The 16899-nt window shown below is 66.1% G+C and carries 14 protein-coding genes; 9 read left to right on the top strand and 5 right to left on the bottom strand.

Translation table 11 applies throughout. The annotated features are described in order from the left end of the window. Positions 1–54 precede the first annotated feature (54 nt). Positions 55–927: an NUDIX domain-containing protein gene (locus WEB52_15805; protein ID MEX2227899.1), complete on the bottom strand. Its 873-nt coding sequence runs from the start codon at positions 925–927 to the stop codon at positions 55–57. 100 nt (positions 928–1027) lie between these two features. On the opposite strand from WEB52_15805, the gene WEB52_15800 reads away from it, so the two are divergent. Genes WEB52_15800 through WEB52_15790 form a run of 3 tightly spaced genes read left to right on the top strand, consistent with a single transcriptional unit; the run spans position 1028 to position 3922 of the window. Beyond that, complete coding sequence (locus WEB52_15800; protein ID MEX2227898.1) at positions 1028–1897, top strand: PIG-L family deacetylase; 870 nt, start codon at positions 1028–1030, stop codon at positions 1895–1897. Between the two features lie 9 nt (positions 1898–1906). Beyond that, positions 1907–2791 (top strand): c-type cytochrome biogenesis protein CcsB, encoded by an 885-nt coding sequence (ccsB, locus tag WEB52_15795; GenBank protein ID MEX2227897.1) that lies wholly within the window; start codon positions 1907–1909, stop codon positions 2789–2791. A 9-nt stretch (positions 2792–2800) separates the two neighbouring features. Further along, the gene (locus tag WEB52_15790; protein ID MEX2227896.1) at positions 2801–3922 is read left to right on the top strand and encodes a CapA family protein; all 1122 of its coding nucleotides are present in this window, start codon (positions 2801–2803) and stop codon (positions 3920–3922) included. Between the two features lie 140 nt (positions 3923–4062). On the opposite strand, the gene WEB52_15785 is transcribed toward WEB52_15790, so the two are convergent. The 4 genes from WEB52_15785 to WEB52_15770 form a co-directional block, all read right to left on the bottom strand. After that, positions 4063–4302, bottom strand: a complete 240-nt coding sequence (locus WEB52_15785; protein MEX2227895.1) for a hypothetical protein — start codon at positions 4300–4302, stop codon at positions 4063–4065. 342 nt (positions 4303–4644) lie between these two features. Beyond that, entirely contained in the window at positions 4645–5364 is a 720-nt protein-coding gene (locus tag WEB52_15780; protein MEX2227894.1) for a dienelactone hydrolase family protein, read from the bottom strand. A gap of 25 nt (positions 5365–5389) precedes the next feature. Continuing rightward, the gene (locus WEB52_15775) at positions 5390–8227 is read right to left on the bottom strand and encodes a valine--tRNA ligase (protein ID MEX2227893.1); all 2838 of its coding nucleotides are present in this window, start codon (positions 8225–8227) and stop codon (positions 5390–5392) included. A 296-nt stretch (positions 8228–8523) separates the two neighbouring features. Further along, positions 8524–9120, bottom strand: a complete 597-nt coding sequence (locus tag WEB52_15770) for an amino acid transporter (GenBank protein MEX2227892.1) — start codon at positions 9118–9120, stop codon at positions 8524–8526. A gap of 159 nt (positions 9121–9279) precedes the next feature. Between WEB52_15770 and WEB52_15765 the strand changes: the two genes are divergently transcribed. The 6 genes from WEB52_15765 to secA all read left to right on the top strand — a co-directional run bounded on the left by WEB52_15765 (position 9280) and on the right by secA (position 16830). After that, positions 9280–9546 (top strand): metal-sensitive transcriptional regulator, encoded by a 267-nt coding sequence (locus WEB52_15765; GenBank protein MEX2227891.1) that lies wholly within the window; start codon positions 9280–9282, stop codon positions 9544–9546. An 84-nt stretch (positions 9547–9630) separates the two neighbouring features. Next, entirely contained in the window at positions 9631–9840 is a 210-nt protein-coding gene (locus WEB52_15760; GenBank protein ID MEX2227890.1) for a heavy metal-associated domain-containing protein, read from the top strand. 120 nt (positions 9841–9960) lie between these two features. After that, positions 9961–12705: a heavy metal translocating P-type ATPase gene (locus WEB52_15755; GenBank protein ID MEX2227889.1), complete on the top strand. Its 2745-nt coding sequence runs from the start codon at positions 9961–9963 to the stop codon at positions 12703–12705. Positions 12706–12881: 176 nt separating this feature from the next. Next, positions 12882–13208, top strand: coding sequence for a hypothetical protein (locus WEB52_15750; GenBank protein MEX2227888.1), 327 nt, complete (start codon positions 12882–12884; stop codon positions 13206–13208). A gap of 221 nt (positions 13209–13429) precedes the next feature. Next, on the top strand, positions 13430–13690 hold the full coding sequence (locus WEB52_15745; protein MEX2227887.1) for a hypothetical protein: 261 nt from the start codon (positions 13430–13432) through the stop codon (positions 13688–13690). Positions 13691–14103: 413 nt separating this feature from the next. Continuing rightward, a complete protein-coding gene (secA, locus tag WEB52_15740) occupies positions 14104–16830 on the top strand; it encodes a preprotein translocase subunit SecA (protein MEX2227886.1) in 2727 nt (908 codons plus the stop codon). The last annotated feature ends 69 nt before the right edge of the window (positions 16831–16899 follow it).

Genomic DNA, 16899 nt, shown 5'->3' with positions numbered 1-16899 from the left:
TCGGTCGTCAGGGATGATGGTGCGGAGCCAGGCGTATCGTGTGCGCGCCCGGCATCACGAGTTCGGCGTGCGCGCCAGCATGGCGGCGTAATGATCGCCCGCGGTAAAACTCTCGATGAGCAGGCGCAGCTCCGTCACGATCGTCTGCGGCAGCGCATCGGGCGAGAAGTACGCCATCCCCTGACCCTCCCCCAGCACCAGGGCTTCAATCGGCACGTCGACCAGCGCGGTGTAGATGTAGATCAGTTGCGGCGAACCGCGCGCCGGAAAGTCGACGGCAGCATAAAGCTCATACCGCGACGGCGCCCACGCCAGCTCCTCCTCCATCTCGCGCAGGAAGCCTTCGTCCGGCGTCTCGCCCGGTTCGATCTCGCCGCCGAAGGAGCCCCACTTGCCGGGGTTCGCGATCTCCGGCTTGTCATCGCGATGCTGCAGCAGAAAACGGCCATCCGCGCCGACGAGGAGCGCCGTCGCGGTCAGCACGTCGTAGCGGCGTTTCAGGCGGCGATACGTGCGCGACGCGGCGAACTGCGCGACCACCTCGCCGATCCCCGGCATCGTTTCGGGCGGCAGCGCGCTCGGGTCGAAGAGCGCCATCCCCTGTCCCTCGCCGAGGACCAGCGACTCGAACGGCACGTCGAGGTGCGCGCCGTACGCGTACGACGTCGTGGCGCCGCCGTGATGCTCGATCTCGCGCGTCGTGAACAGCTCGATATGGCGCGGGCGCCACGCCAGTTCCTCCTCGATCTCGCGGAGGAACGCCTGCGTCGGCCGCTCGCTCGCCTCGACATGGCCGCCGAAGAAGCCCCACTGGCCAGCCCCCACCAGCCCCGGCTTGTCGTCGCGATGCTGCAGCAGGATGCGGCCGTCTTCCGCCACGATCAGCCCGACGGCGATAGCGCTGCTGATATGTTGCTCTGGCTTCACGACGACCAGCATATCGGCCGAACGGCGAGGTGAGACCCGCGAGGCCAACCGACGACCGACGACCGACGACCGAAAACCATCGATCCGCTAGGATCAGCGCGTGGTTACACGAGTAGCGAAGAAGGCCGCTTCGACGGCGCGACGCGCGAAGAACGGCGAGCGCGAGCCGACCGTCGAAGAAAAATGGGCGACGTACTCGCGCGCGCTGATCATCACCGCGCACCCCGATGACGCGGAGTTCCTCGCTGGCGGCACCGTGGCGAAGATGTGCGCCATGGGCTGGGAAGTGACGCTCGCCGTCGCGACCAGCGGCGATAAGGGCACGCGCGACGCCAATCTCCGCCCGCAAGAACTCGCGGCCATGCGCGAAGCCGAGCAGCGCGCCGCCGCCGACGTGTTGGGATTGCATCGCGTCGTGTTCTGGGGCATGCCCGACGGCTGGCTCGAAGAGGGGCCCGAACTGCGCGGCATGGTCGTCAAGCTGATCCGTCAACTGAAGCCCGACGTCGTCGTGACGTGGGATGGCTTTCGCGCCGGCTTCAACCACACCGACCACCGCGCGATCGGCCGGGCCGTGCGCGATGCGCTCTACCCGGCGGCGCACGATCCGCACTACTACGGCGAGCTGACGCGCGCGGGCATCGGCCCGTGGCGCACGGCTGAGCTATTGCTTGCTGGCTCACAGGACGCTGACTGCCATGTCGACATCGGCCCGTATCTCGAAAAAAAGGTCGACGCGATCTTGTGCCACAAGAGCCAGATCGAGGCGCGCGACCGCGAAGAGATGCTGAAAGGCTGGCGCGCGGCGGCGAAGCGCAACAAAGACCGGCGCAAGCAGACCGGTTTCGAGTTTGCCGAGAGCTTCAAGCGCATGGAGTTTCGCAGGCCGCCCGGCGCTCCCGGCACGCCTGCGCCGGCCGATGCGCAGCCGGCGGCCGCAAAGAAGGTATCGAAGGCACGCGTGCGGTGAGGAGGTGTGGTGGAGTCGCTGGCGTTTGACCTCTTCGTCGCTTCCTACGTCCTCTCGCTAGCCGGATCGGCGGCGTACGTGGCGATCCCGCTGTGGCCTCGCGTCAGCTACCGCGCGGCGGAGACCACCGCCGGCACGCCGATGACCGTCGCGAGCGAGAGCGAGCCTCCGTCGTGGCTGGCGCCGTTCGCGACGGGCGCCTCCTGGCTGACGCTCGCGACGTTGACCGCGTCGCTCGTCACGCGCTGGATCGCCGTCGAGCATCCGCCGTACGCGAACATGTACGAGTACACGATCGCGCTCGGGTGGGGCAGCACCGTCGTCTACGTGATCTTCGAACGCTGGTACGGTCAACGCGCGCTCGGCGCCGTGCTGTTTCCAGGCATCGTCGGGTTGTTCACGATTTCGCTGGTCTTCTTCCCCGCCGAGGTGACGCCGCTGATCCCGGCGTTGCAGGCGAACCGCATCCTGGGCATCCACGTCGGCATGATGATGGCCTCGTACAGCGCGCTTTCCATCTCGTTCGGCGCGGCGGTGCTCTACCTTGTGCAGGATGGCAAGCGTCGTTTCGCGCGACTGCCCTCAGGCGCGCGCCTCGAGGAGATCGCCTACAAGTCGGTGCTGATCGGCTTCCCGATGCTCGCGCTTGGCATCGCGCTCGGCGCCTGGTGGGCGAATGACGCGTGGGGCCGGTACTGGGGTTGGGACCCCAAGGAAACGTCGGCGCTGGTGACGTGGTTGATCTACGCCGGCTACCTCCACGGGCGCGGCCTGCGCGGCTGGCGCGGCAAGCGCTCGGCGTACGTCCTGATCCTCGGGTACGCTGCCGTCATGTTCACGTACTTCGCCGTGAATCTCTGGGTGTCGGGCCTGCACAGTTACGCCGGCGTGTAGCCGGCGCGCGTGAAGTCCTCTCGATCGTTCCGGTGGTGCATGCTCGCCGCTGCCGTGCTCGCCATGGCAGTGTCGGCGATCGCATTCGCCGGCTGCGACGACGACCCGCCGGGCACCACCGTCGAAGCGGAGGCGACGGTCGGCGCCCCGCCGGACATCCGCATCGATCCCACGCCAATCGACGAGCCGACGCCCGGTCCCGCCGTCACGACGCTGGTCTTCACCGGCGACATCATCCCTGCTCGCTGCACCAACGCTCGGCTCGAAGAGGTCGGGCACCGGGCCGCGGTGTTCGCCGTCCATGACCAGTTAGCGTCAGCGGACCTCACGATCGGCACGCTGGATAGCACGATCTCCACCGTCGCGCGGCCCATCGGTTGCACGCCGACGTTCAACCTCGCTGCGCCCGCGGCGGCGGTCGACATGCTCACCTACGGCGGCTTCGATGTCATCTCGCACGCCGCGAACCACATCAAGGACTGTGGCGCTGTTTCGTGCGGCGACCAGGCGATGTTCGAGACGCTCTGGCTGTTGAGGAGCGTCGGCATCATGCCCGTCGGCAGTGGCGGCAATCTGCGAGATGCGCGAGCGCCGGCCGTCGTCGAACGCAACGGCATCTGGTTCGCGTTTCTCGCGTACGACGACATCGCGTCGTACTACCACGCGACGGAGAGCAGCGCGGGATCGGCGCCGATGGACGCCGCGACGATCGCGCAGGACGTCGCGGCCGCGCGCAACTTCGCCGATGTCGTGATCGTGCTGCCGCACTGGGGCGTCGAGTACGTCGCCGAGCCGACGGCGCGTCAACGCGCATTCGCGCAGGCCGCGGCTGCCGCCGGCGCTGATCTCGTCGTCGGCAATCATTCGCACTGGGTGCAGGCGCACGAGCAGATCGGCGAGACGTTCGTTGCGTACGCGCTGGGCAACTTCGTCTTCGACCAGGACTGGTCGCGCGAGACGCAGCAGGGCGCCATGCTCGAAGTCACCTTCACGAACGACGCCATCAGCGGCTATCGCTACATCCCGGTGCGCATCCACGATCAGTATCAACCGCGGATCGCCGAGTGGGACGAGGCGTGGGAGATCCTGCGCCGCATCGAAGCCGCTAGCGATCTGCTGCGCACGCCCTGATTGGTGCCGTCGGCCGCGTCGAGACGGCTCTCTAGATCGAGCCGGCGAACATCAAGCAAGGATGGTGTGATTGCCGCTGCGACGCGTAGGACGACCCGACCGTCGCGGCTCAAGATCGAAGCAAGAACGGCTGGCAGAAATCAGGTCTCGAAGCGCGATTCGTGGACGGCAGCCTTGCCCGGCGTGTACCCGCCAGCGGGGCGTGCCGGCCGCGCCCGGCGCGGGCGCTGCGGACGTGCCGGCTGCTGTCCGGACGCGTTGTCCTTCATCCAGGCCGGCAGGTACTTCTGGTAGCGGTCAGCCCCGTTGGCCGAAGCCGGCTGCTGCTGCGCAGGCCCCTTGCCGGGACCGCGACGGCGATTGCGGTTGTTCTTTCCCATTGCACCTCAATGAGCGTAAAGCAGCGCGAGCGCATCCTGCGCTGTCCGCCTGACGAGATAATCGGCTGTTTAGCGACGCAAGAGAGGGGAGAATCTTGCGAGGGCTGCGAAAGTCAGGGTGTTGCCCTACTTCTAAATCTAGACGGAACGCACGTAGTTTGTAAATAGCGTTTGGCTCGCGAATTTGTGTCGGCCGCCTCGCGATCGGCCGCTATCGTGCCGAAACCACCAGGTTCTCACCCTATTCGACGCTTTGTCTTCGCAGAATTGTTCCATCAGACGGATCGCTCGTCCGGTCACCGACACCGGGCAAAAAATACTGATCCCGTCCAGGTGACCTGCTTAGATGGCCGGATCGGCCAGCTGCCTGCGGAAAAAGGCCAGGATCCGACGGCGCGCGTCGTGCGCGGATGGCTCGTGATAGCTGGCTGCTGATAGCTTCGCGGCCATCCTGTCGACGAACGAAAGCTCGTTGGGACGGTGGTCGTTGAGAAAGCCATGCCCGGCGTCGGGGTAGACCTTGATGTCATGGTCGACGCCGGCGGCCGTCAAAACCGGCTCCAGAACGTCGGGCACGTTCCGTACACCGGGCCAGCGGTCCCTCGCGCCGTAGCTGGCAACGATAGGGCAAGCGCGCGGCAGCGCACGACGGGACTCCTGAGTGAGTCCACCGTAATTAACGCTCGCGACGTCGAAGCCGTGATCAGGCGCGAGCATCAGCGCCAATCCGCCGCCGAAGCAGAAGCCGATCACACCCGTGCGGCCGGTGCAATCGCTGCGTTCAGTAAGCCAGGTCCGCGTGGCGTCCAGGTCAGGTAGGGGGCCAGCGGGATCACGGATCGCGGCGAAGAGACAGCGCCATCGTCCTCCCCAGTAGAACAGGTCCGGCGCCACGGCGAGAAAACCTTCAGAGGCGAGCCAGTCCGCCTGCTCGTGAAGATCGCGACTCACGCCTGCGGCGTCATGGATGACGACGATGCCCGGCCACGGCCCGTCACCAGCCGGAGCGGCGATATAGGCCGGCATTTCGCCGCGCTGCGCGCGAATCCTAGCCTCACTCATGGACGCTGCACAATCACAAGAAAAACTAGAGTTCCGCCTGGCTCGCCCTCAGACCATCCAGCCGCTGCCGCACCGCCGCCAGCCGCTCTTCCTCCGTCGCGATGATCTTCGCGGGCGCCTTCGCCCGGAACTGCTCGTTGGACAACTTCGTCTCGATGCGCCCGGCGTCTGCTTCCGCATCGGCGATCAGCTTCTGCAGGCGCGCGCGCTCCGCTTCGACGTCGAAGAGGCCGGCGAGCGGCACGACGGCGGTCACGCCCTCCAGCACCGCCGTCGCAACTTGTTCGCGCGGCGCTTCGTCGGCGCTCGCGACGACGTGCAGCGGCCGCACGCGCGCCAGCGTCTCGATATATGGCGCGCCCGTCTCGAGCACGCTGCGAGCGCCATCGGCGACGGCGTACGCTTCGATGAACTTTCCGGGCTCGACCTTCCTTTCGGCGCGGATGTTGCGCAGCGCCCGCACGACGTCGATCAGCGTGCTCATCTCGCGTTCCGCCGCGTCATCGTGGTAACCGCCATCGCCGCGGGGATACGCCGCGACGATTAGCGCCTCTTCGTCGATCCCATCGACCCGCGACGCGAGGCTCTGCCAGATCTCTTCCGTCACGAACGGCATGAAGGGATGCAGAAGCCGCAGCGAGCGGTCCAGCACGTACGCCAGTACCGGCAACGGCGACGGCGACGCAGCATCGCCGGAGCGCGCGCGCACTTTCGCCATCTCGATGTACCAGTCGGCAAACTCGCCCCAGACAAAGTCATAGACTTGCCGTGCCGCCTCGCCCATCTCGAACTTCTGGAGCTGCTCGTCGACGCGGCGCGCGAGCCCTTCGACGCGGGAGACGATCCAGCGGTCTTCGAGCGGCGCGTCTGGCCCCGGCATCGTTTCGAGCACGCGCACCTTCTCGTCGCCGACCATCGACAGCACGAAGCGCGCTGCGTTCCAGAGCTTGTTCGCGAAGTTGCGGCTCCCCTCGACGCGCTGCATCGAGAGCTTCAGGTCGTTGCCGGGCCCGCTCGACGTGATCAACGTGTAGCGCAGCGCGTCGGCGCCGTACTCCTCGACGACATCCAGCGGGTCGACGCCCGTGCCGAGCGACTTGCTCATGCGCTGGCCCTGCTCGTTGCGCACGGTGCCGTGCAGATACACGTGGCTGAACGGCACCTCGCCCATGTTGTAGAGGCCGAGCATGATCATGCGGGCGACCCAGAGGAAGATGATGTCGTACCCCGTCTCCATGACGCTCGTCGGGTACCAGTACTTCAGGTCGTCGGTCTCTTCCGGCCAGCCGAGCGTGGAGAACGGCCACAACCCGCTCGAGAACCACGTGTCGAGCACGTCGGACTCTTGCAGCAGATGGCCGCCACCGGTGGGCGAGCGGTCCGGTGTCTCGACGGAGACAATCGGCGTGGCGCCGAGCGCGCTCCACGTGCTGTGCCGCTCGATTGCTTCGTGCGACAGGCCTTCGGCGCGCAGTTCGTTGTACGTCGCGACGCGCGGCGCCGCGTCTTTCGGCGCGCCAGGATCGCGGTACGTGACGATGATCTTGTCGCCGTCCTCGTCAGCGCTGTACCAGACGGGGATGCGGTGCCCCCACCACAGCTGGCGTGAGATGCACCAGTCGCGGATGTTCTCCATCCAGTTCAGGTAGATGCGTCCGAAGCGCTCCGGCACGAACGTGACGCGACCCTCGCGCACGACATCGATACCGGGCGCGGCGAGCGGCTTCATGTTCACGAACCACTGCCAGCTCATCAGCGGTTCGATGACCGTGTGGCAGCGGTAGCACGTCGAGATCTGCATGGTGTGCGGCTCGGTCTTCTCCAGGTAGCCGAGTTCCTGCAGGTCGCGGACGATCGTCGTGCGCGCGTCATAGCGGTCCATGTCCGCGTACGGGCCGGCGTTTTCGTTCATCGTCGCGTCGAGGTTCATGGCGTTGATGATCGGCAGACCGTGGCGCTGGCCGATCTCGTTGTCCGTCGGATCGTGCCCCGGCGTCACTTTCACCGCGCCCGTGCCGAACTCCATCTCGACGGCGTCATCGCCGATGATCGGGATGACGCGTTGCAGCACCGGCAGCATCACGGACCAGCCGATGTGCTTCGCGTAGCGCTCATCTTTCGGGTTCACGGCGACCGCCGTGTCGCCGACGTACGTCTCCGGCCGCGTCGTCGCTACGACGAGATGCGCGCCGGTCTCGCGCGGCTTGCCGCCGGCGTCCGTGCCGTTGACGATCGGGTAGCGGATGTACCAGAGGTTGCCCTGCACCTCTTCGTGCTCGACCTCCAGGTCGCTGAGCGCGGACTGGCAGCGCGGGCACCAGTTGATCAGTCGCTCGCCGCGGTAGATCAGCACCTCGTCGAACATCTTCTTGAAGGTTGTGCGCACGGCGCGCTGGGGGCGGTCGTCCAGCGTGAACGTCTCGTGCGACCAGTCGGCCGAGGCGCCGAGGCGCCGGTGCTGGTTCGTGATGATCGGCCGGTAGCGCTCGACCCACTGCCAGATGCGCTGCCCGAATGCTTCGCGGCCCAGGTCGTGGCGGCTGAGCCCTTCCTTTGCCATGTCGCGTTCGACGGCCGTCTGCGTCGCGATGCCCGCGTGGTCGACGCCCGGCAGCCAGAGCGTCGGGTCGCCGAGCATGCGGTGCCAGCGGACGAGGATGTCTTCGACGGTGTCCGTCAGCGCGTGCCCGAGGTGCAACTCGCCGGTGACGTTCGGTGGCGGCATGATGATCGAGAACGGCTTGCGGCCGGGATTGACGCGTGGCTTGAAGTAGCCACGCTTGTCCCAGAACTCGTAGACGCGTGCCTCCGTGGCCTGCGGGTCGTAGGCCTTGGCCATCTCTCGTTCTGCTTGCTGCGTCATGTGGATCTCCGTCGTCGGACCGTTGGCTGGAGGCAATGAGAAAGCCCCGCGCTTTCTGCCGGGGCCTTGTTCCTGTCGATGCGCGCGCGCCTGCGACCGGTCAGCGAACCCCTCGCGCCGGTACTACTACTACAGCCTGCGCTTGCGTGCCAGTCATGGTGCCTGATTCTACACGATCGGTCATCGGCCGTCAGTCGCCTCTGCCTCCCACACGAGCGCGGGCTTTCAGCCCGCGCGGGTTGTGCGCGAAGCGCACCTCAGCGCGTTGCTTGGCTCACGTCAACACTTCGCCGCTTCTACAACACCTTCAACCACGGATGCTCCGCGTGCGCCACATCCAGCGCATCACGCAACCACCGCCGCGCGCCTTCGTCGAGCGACGGCAGTGTCGACGTGAAGTCCGCCGCGTTCTTCGCGATCTCGTGGCCCTTCGCCTTGTACAGCAGCGCGATCTCCGGCGCCACGTACGGGATGCCGTCAGACGACACTCGCCCGACGCGCTTGATTGGCAGCGTCACGCGATGGTCCCGCCGACAACGCCATGCGCCGGCGCCGTCGTGGTCTTCGAGCAGCACTTCGAACCTCCACGGGCCGTCGCGTTCGCGGCGCACCCAGAACTGGTGGTACGGCATGTCGAGCGGCCGCTCACCGTGCCACGGGATTAGCGCTCCCGCCTCCGCGATGCAGATGTCCCAGCCGGGCAGCATCTCGGCGAGCGCGATCTCGTCGCCACGCAGCATCGCCAGGTCAATGTCCTCGTGCCGTCGCGTCTCGCGGCCCAGGTGAAGGTCGAGCGCCCAGCCGCCGGCCACCCACCACGGACGGGTGAACGCGCGAAAGAGTTCGCGCGCCTGCACCGGCGTCAGCGCGTCCCAAACGTATTCCGCAGGCAAATGACGTCCTCCCAGGCTGGACATTGTATGCGCGGTCTGACCCCTTCGACCTCCGAGCTGGACATCGACCGGGCGTACCCCCCGCCAGGGGGTTGACAGCCCGCGTCGGAAGCGCTATCGTGGGTCTATACCCCTACCCATGGGGTCTGGGAGAGAGCGATGCGAGACGAGACCAAGACCGACGTCCTCAAGCGCCTCAACTTCATCGACGGCCACCTGGCCGGCATCCGCCGCATGATCGAAGCGGACAAGTACTGCGTCGACGTGCTCAAGCAGACCTACGCCGTCCGCCGCGCCATCGAAAAGATGGAGGGCATGATGCTCGACGGTCACCTGCGCACGTGCGTCGTCGAAGGCATTCGCGAAGGCCGCGACGAGCAGGTGCTCGGGGAGTTGGGCGAGCTCTACGAGCTGGCGGGGAAATAGACGCGTGAGGCGAGAAGCGGGAAGCGGGACCGGAACGATAGCGACGCAGGCACACAGCGTTTTTGACTGGAGGCAATCACAACCATGAGCAAGACACTACTGTTCGACGTGAAGGGCATGACCTGCGACAACTGCGTGCACCACGTGACGCAGGCGGTTCAGGGCGTGCCGGGCGTCACGCAGGTGATCGTGGAACTCGCATCGAACTCCGCGAAGGTCGAGGGCGAGTTCGACGAGAGCAAGATCGTCGACGCCATCGAAGAAGAAGGCTACGAGGCGGCGGTCCGCGCGTAACGCGCAGACGCACAGACAGGGGCTCAGGTAGGGGCGCATAGCGGTGCGCCCCTACGCGAACGACAAACGACAAACAACAAACAACAGACAACAGATCGCAGCGCTAGAGGACACAGCATCATGGCCACACAGCAGATCAACACGACATTAGACATCTCCGGTATGACGTGCGCCTCCTGCGTGCGCCGCGTCGAACGCGCGCTCGGCAAGGTCGAGGGCGTCGAGTCGGCGAACGTGAACTTCGCGTCGGAGAAGGCGCATGTCGTCGCCGGTCCCGACGTCCACGTCGAGCACCTGATGGCGGCGGTCGAGAAAGCCGGCTACCAGGCCGCCCCGGCTTCTGAGCACGCCGACGAGCGCGCGCACCACGCGCGCACGACGCTCTTCGAGGTGCTGTTCGGCGCCGCGCTGGCGATCCCCGTCGTCATCCTGTCGATGGCGATGGACATCGCGAACATCTACATCAACGACGACCCGAACCTGCACGGCTGGATCGTCCTCGCGCTCGCGACGCCGATTCAACTCGGGCTCGGCTGGCGCTACTACAAGAGCAGCTTCGCGTCGTTGCGCCACCTCAATCCAAACATGGATGTCCTGATCGCGCTCGGCACGAGCGTCGCATACGGCTACAGCGCCTGGGTCGTCATCACGGAACAGCCGTACGTGATGTTCCTCGATGTCTCGGCTGCGGTGCTCGTATTCATCACGCTCGGCAAGTACTTCGAAGAGCGTTCGAAGCGCGCCGCATCCGACGCCATCGGCAAGCTGCTTGGTCTCTCGGCGAAGTCGGCGCGCGTGCTCCGTGACGGCGCCGAAGTCGAAGTAACGATCGATGACGTGCGCGTCGGCGACGTGTTCGTCGTGCGCCCCGGCGAAAAGGTGGCGGTCGACGGCATCGTCCGCGAAGGACACAGCGCCATCGACGAAGCGATGATCACCGGCGAGTCGATCCCCGTCGAAAAGCGCACCGGCGACCGCGTCATCGGCAGCACGATTAACCAGGGCGGCGTCATCTACGTCGAGGCCACGGCCGTCGGCGAGGGCACTACGCTCGCGCAGATGGCGCGCATGGTGGAAGAAGCGCAGGGCTCCAAGGCGCCGATCCAGCGATTGGTCGACCAGGTCGCCGCGATCTTCGTCCCTATCGTCATCGTCATCGCCGCCGGCTCGTTTCTCGGCTGGGGCATGCTGACGGAACCCGAGCACGCCTGGTCCGACAGCCAGTGGATCTTCGCGATGCGCGCAGCCGTCGCCGTGCTCGTCATCGCCTGCCCCTGCGCGCTCGGGCTCGCGACGCCGACGGCGATCATGGTGGGCACGGGCATCGGCGCGGAGCGTGGCATCCTCATCAAAAACGCCGAGGTGCTGGAGCGCGTGCGCGGCCTCAATGTCGTGGTGCTGGACAAGACGGGCACGCTGACCGAAGGCCGTCCGCAGGTGACAGAGGCGATCCCGACCGGCGTCATGTCCGAACAGGCGCTGCTCACCATCGTCGCGGCGGCCGAGCGCGGCAGCGACCACCCGCTGAGCCGCGCCATCGTCGATGCGGCGGTCGATGCCGGCTACGACCTGCCCGCCGCGACGGACTTCGAGTCGTTGACGGCGCGCGGCGTCGCGGCGACGGTCGACGGCAAGCGCGTAATCGCCGGCAACCGGCGACTGCTCGAAGAACAGGGCATCGCGCTCGACAACGATGCCCTCGCGGAGTCCGCACGCCTCGAAGAGATGGGCCGCACCGTGATCTTCGCCGCGGTCGATGGCAGCGGCGCCGGCGTGATCGGCATTGCTGACGAGGTGAAGAAGAACGCCGGCCGCGCCGTCGATGCGCTTCACGCGCTCGGTCTGCGCGTGATCATGATGACCGGCGATAACGAACGCGCCGCGGCGACGGTGGCGCAAAGCGTCGGCATCCGCGAGGTGCGCGCCCAGGCGCGCCCCGAAGACAAGCTTCAACTCGTGCGCGAGCTGCAAGCGCAGGGCCTCCGCGTCGCCATGGCCGGTGACGGCGTCAACGACGCACCGGCGCTGGCGCAGGCCGATATCGGCATCGCGATGAGCACCGGCACCGACGTCGCGATCGAGGCGGGTGACATCACGCTGCTCAACGGCGACATCAGCAAGGTCGCTGAGGCGATCGCGCTCAGCCGCAATACGCTGACGACGATCAAGCAGAACCTGGTGTGGGCCTTCGGCTACAACGTCCTCGCGATCCCCATCGCGGCGGCGGGCCTGCTCAATCCGATCATCGCGGGCGCGGCGATGGCGTTCAGTTCGGTCTCGGTCATGACGAACAGCCTGCGGCTGCGCAGCAAGGCGCGGAAGATCGCGCGCGAGAGCGGGAACGTCTACGAGCCGTCTCGCGCCGGGTCCTCGTGGTCGGCGATCGGCGGCCCGGCGGTCGCGATGGTGCTCGCTGCGGCGATCCTGTTCGTGCCGCTCGCCGTGTTCACCGGCATCAGCCGCGGCTGGTTCGATGCCGACCCCTCCCTCGCCGCCAACGAGACGCGCGTCACGCTCTCCAACTTCGATGTCGACGTCTCCCGCTCGAACCTTCCCGCCGGCGACGTCACGTTCTTCGCCGAGCACGAAGAAGAACGCCACGTTGCCGGGAACGACGAGCCCGGCGAGACGCACGACCTGGTCGTCATGCGTATCCGCGACGACGGCGGCCGCGAACTCGCCGGTCGCAGCGCCGTTCTCCGCTCCGGCGAGGATGAAGAGCTACGGCTGACGCTGGAACCGGGCCGCTACGAAGTGTTCTGCAGCATCGTCGAGGAAGTGCAGGGGGAGACGGCCGACCACTACGAGCTGGGCATGCGAGAGACGATCGTCGTCGAAGGGGAAGTGCGGAATCTATCAAACTGAGAGGACGTAAGCCGCCCGCAGATTCTCGCCCTACTAATCGGTATGTTGTGGGTGTATCATCTTTATGTCCGAGTGGGTATACAGCTTGCCGCACAGGGCGTACCGTAGCGTTGGGCGTGGCGCCGCTTCTCGCTGACTACGGGAGCCTCTGAGGGGAGCCAGGGAAGGGATCGTCTATGCCGCCCGTCGTCGTGGTGGAAAATGAACGCCCCCTGCAGAAACTCCTCCGCTGGGCACTCGAGGAAGAAGGCCTGCTGGTGGATACGGTCACCCCGGAAGACGCGCCGAACTGCGTCGATGCCGTCATCTTCGTGATCAATGCCCAGATCCCCATCGCCGAGCGCGAGACCATCGCCGGGTACGCGCATGCGATCGGGGCGCGCGTCATCGATCTTCTGGCGCCGGACGAGCCATCCTCGCCACCATACGCCGATGCGGTGGTGGCGAGCCCGTATCGCGCTTCCGATGTCGTACGGGCCATCGCACAGCTACGCATGAGTTGAGGCCGCTGCCCGCACCCGCAGAACTTTCGTCTCCTTCACGCGGAACAGTTGACAGGCTTTTCGACCGAGTACTATGGTAGAAGGGTCGAAGGAGGCCGCCGCCTTGGACTGTTCCCGGCCCGCGCCCCATGCACGCAGCAGCAGTTGCACCGTGTGATCACGCACACGGTGCTTTTGTGTCTACTGGTCCACCCCGCATCAGAGGGAAAGGAAACCGCCCCATGAACTCTGGACTGATCGGCAAGGTCAATAAGGCCAAGCGCTACGCGCAGGAGCGTGACAGGATGCACGTCAATAGCCTGCAAGTCGAGTTCCGAGGTGAAAACGAGAACCACAGCGTCGGACTCGATGGCGAGGCCTGGAAGTGCTCGTGTGACTTCTTTGCCGGTTGGGGCGCCTGTGCGCACACCATGGCCCTCGAACGCGTGCTAGATGGCATGATCCCCGTCGCGGCTATCACGCCAGAGATGGCGCACGCGTAGGGCTCGTCGTGGGTCTTCAGGGTGCGGTCGCCGCGTGAGCTGGTCAGTGAGACCAGCGTGGAGCGCCGAGACTGCCCGCGAGGCCAATGGAACTGAATAGACGCCGTGAAGGCCGGGTAACCCCGGCCTTCACCATGTCTTCGACCACGCGGGACGAAGGGCTCCCTGGCCCGGCTTCCCATCTAACCCCAATCCTATGTTCGGCCGCGCGACCGCGGATCTGGGACGGATCTTCGAGGTCGGGCGGGGCCGAACGGCCACATTCCCTGCCTGTGCGGCGTATTCATCGAGGACGGCCAAGATAGGGCATTCGTCTCACTTCCGTAATGGCCGCCGCCGACGCAGCTTCGCTCCTGCGTTCGGTACACTGTCCCGACACACGCAATTCGCGCGCGGACGCGCGCAGGACACTCATGAAGCTTCTCACTAAGATTTTCGGCGATAACGACCGTGAGGTCCGCAAGTACCTCCCCCTGGTCGACCAGATCAACGCGCTCGAGCCGGAGACCGAGGCGCTCTCGGACGAGGCGCTCAGGGCCCGCACGGGCGAGTTTCGCGCCCGGCTCGCGGACGGCGAGACGCTCGACGACCTGCTCCCGGAGGCCTTCGCCGTCGTGCGCGAGGTCGCGCGGCGGGCCGTCGGCCAGCGTCCCTACGATGTGCAGCTCATCGGCGCCATTGTCCTGCACCAGGGCAAGATCGGCGAGCTGAAAACGGGTGAAGGCAAGACGCTCACGGCCACCCTTCCGCTCTACCTCAACGCGCTCGAAGGCCGCGGCGCCCACCTGGTGACCGTGAACGACTATCTCGCCAAGCGTGACGCACAGTGGTACGGCCCGGTCTACGACATGCTCGGGCTCAGCGTCGGCGTGCTGCAGCATGACTCCGCGTACCGCTACATGAGCGAGAAGCAGAGCGACACGGAGAACATGGAGCACCTGGCGCCGATCCAGCGTCGCGAGGCCTACCAGGCCGATATCACGTACGGCACCAATCACGAGTTCGGCTTCGACTACCTGCGGGACAACATGGCCGTCTCCCTCGATGCCACGGTCCAGCGCGAGCGTCACTATGCGATCGTCGACGAAGTCGACAACATCCTCATCGACGAAGCGCGCACGCCGCTGATCATCAGCGGGCCCGCGGAAGACAGCGCGGCGCGCTACCAGACGTTTGCGCGCCTGGCGCCGCGGCTCGCAGTCGACGAGGACTACACCATCGACCTTAAGGCGCGCGCCGTCTTGCTCACCGAGGAAGGCATCGAGAAGATTGAGAAGCTGCTCGGCGTGCAGAACATCTACGCGCCGGAGAACTACCGGCTCACGCGCTACATGGAGGCGGCGCTCAAGGCGCAGGTCCTCTACCAGCGCGATGTCGACTACGTGGTGAAAGACGGCGAAGTCGTCATCGTCGATGACTTTACCGGCCGTCTCATGTTCGGCCGCCGCTGGTCCGATGGTCTCCACCAGGCCGTCGAGGCAAAGGAAGGCGTGCGGATCCAGAACGAGTCCATCACCTACGCCACGATCACGCTGCAGAACTACTTCCGCCTCTACCACAAGCTCGCCGGCATGACGGGTACCGCCGCGACCGAGGCCGAAGAGTTCTTCAAGATTTACAAGCTCGAGGTCGTCACCATCCCGACGCACCGGCCGATGGTCCGGGAAGACTTCAACGACCTCGTCTACCGCTCCGAGCGCGCGAAGTTCGAAGCCGTTGCCGAGGAGATCGAAGAACTGCAGCAGGAAGGCCGCCCCGTCCTCGTCGGCACCGTGTCGATCGAGAAGTCGGAGTACCTGTCCGACTTGCTGAAGCGCCGCGGCATCGAGCACCAGGTTCTGAACGCCAAACTGCACGAGAAGGAAGCCGGCATCGTCGCGCAGGCCGGGAAGTACCGCGGCGTTACGATCGCGACGAACATGGCGGGCCGTGGCACGGACATCGTCCTCGGCGGCAAGCCGGAAGGGCGCGAAGACGGCGACTGGCAGCACGAGCACGACCGCGTCGTCGAGGCCGGCGGCCTGATGATCATCGGCACCGAGCGGCACGAATCGCGACGCATCGACAACCAGCTCCGTGGCCGTTCCGGACGCCAGGGCGACCCGGGCACGTCGCGCTTTTACGTCTCGTTCGAGGACGACATCATGCGCCGCTTCGCGCCGGAGTGGTTGCCGAACATGATGGCGCGGCTCGGCATGGAAGAAGACATGCCCATCGAAAGCGGCTGGGTCAGCAAGGCGATCGAAACAGCCCAGACCAAGGTCGAAGGCCACAACTTCGACATCCGCAAGCACGTCGTCGAGTACGACGACGTCATGAACACGCAGCGCGATGTGATCTACACCGAGCGCAACAAGATCCTCGAGGGGGCTGACCTCAAGTCGAACGTCATGGAGATGGTGCGCGAAGAGCTGACGGCTATCGTCAACGCAAATGTCCCGACGGACGATCCCGCCGACTGGGACATCGATGCGTTACTGGCGGAAATCAACGCAACCGTGAAGCTCTCCGACGAGTTCACGCCGGAGGCCATTGAGCAGATGGATCCGGAAGCGCTCCTGCAGGCGATCCTGCAGTTCGCCGACGACGCCTACGACGACCGCGAAGAAGAGTTCGGCGAGAACGTGATGCGGCAGCTGGAGCGGCTCGTCATGCTGCGCTCCATCGACTCGCTCTGGGTCGAGCACCTGACCGCAACCGACGAGATGCGCCAGGGCATCGGCCTGTCTGCGTACGGGCAGCAGGATCCGCTCGTCGCGTACAAGCGCGAAGCGCACGACATGTGGGGCCAGTTGCTCGGCAACATCCGCAATCGCATTGCGCGCTCCATCTACCACGTCGAGATCAAGCAGCAGCAGCCGGCGCGCCCGACGCCGCCCCCGCTGTCCGTCGCGCAGCAGCCGGGCGTCACCGAAGCGAACGGCGCCAGCCAGGCCGCCCCGGTCATGACCGATGACCGCGCGGGCCGCGCGATCGCGGCGGCGGCGGGCGTGAAGGCGCCGCCGCGTAACCTGCGCACCAATCAGCCCGGCGAGGGCGGCAACGGTCAGACCGTCGTGTCCGCGCAGAAGGTGGGCCGCAACGAGCAGTGTCCCTGCGGCAGCGGCAAGAAATACAAGAAGTGCCACGGCGCCGCGTAGCGAAGCGGCCAGCTAACCACGACAAACAACGTAGGGGGCTCGACGAGCCCCTTACGCTTTGTTGTTTGC

This window comes from Dehalococcoidia bacterium (assembly GCA_040902535.1).
Lineage (GTDB): Bacteria > Chloroflexota > Dehalococcoidia > DSTF01 > JACRBR01 > JBBDXD01.
Note: the sequence above shows the minus strand (reverse complement) of the source record. Positions and strands in the feature narration are given on the sequence as shown.

Coding starts and splice junctions, on each gene's coding strand:
- WEB52_15780 (MEX2227894.1), bottom strand. CDS start 5,364: ATGAGTGAGGCTAGGATTCGCGCGCAGCGCGGCGAAATGCCGGCCTAT.
- WEB52_15755 (MEX2227889.1), top strand. CDS start 9,961: ATGGCCACACAGCAGATCAACACGACATTAGACATCTCCGGTATGACG.
- WEB52_15750 (MEX2227888.1), top strand. CDS start 12,882: ATGCCGCCCGTCGTCGTGGTGGAAAATGAACGCCCCCTGCAGAAACTC.
- WEB52_15785 (MEX2227895.1), bottom strand. CDS start 4,302: ATGGGAAAGAACAACCGCAATCGCCGTCGCGGTCCCGGCAAGGGGCCT.
- WEB52_15765 (MEX2227891.1), top strand. CDS start 9,280: ATGCGAGACGAGACCAAGACCGACGTCCTCAAGCGCCTCAACTTCATC.
- WEB52_15775 (MEX2227893.1), bottom strand. CDS start 8,227: ATGACGCAGCAAGCAGAACGAGAGATGGCCAAGGCCTACGACCCGCAG.
- WEB52_15745 (MEX2227887.1), top strand. CDS start 13,430: ATGAACTCTGGACTGATCGGCAAGGTCAATAAGGCCAAGCGCTACGCG.
- secA (MEX2227886.1), top strand. CDS start 14,104: ATGAAGCTTCTCACTAAGATTTTCGGCGATAACGACCGTGAGGTCCGC.
- WEB52_15760 (MEX2227890.1), top strand. CDS start 9,631: ATGAGCAAGACACTACTGTTCGACGTGAAGGGCATGACCTGCGACAAC.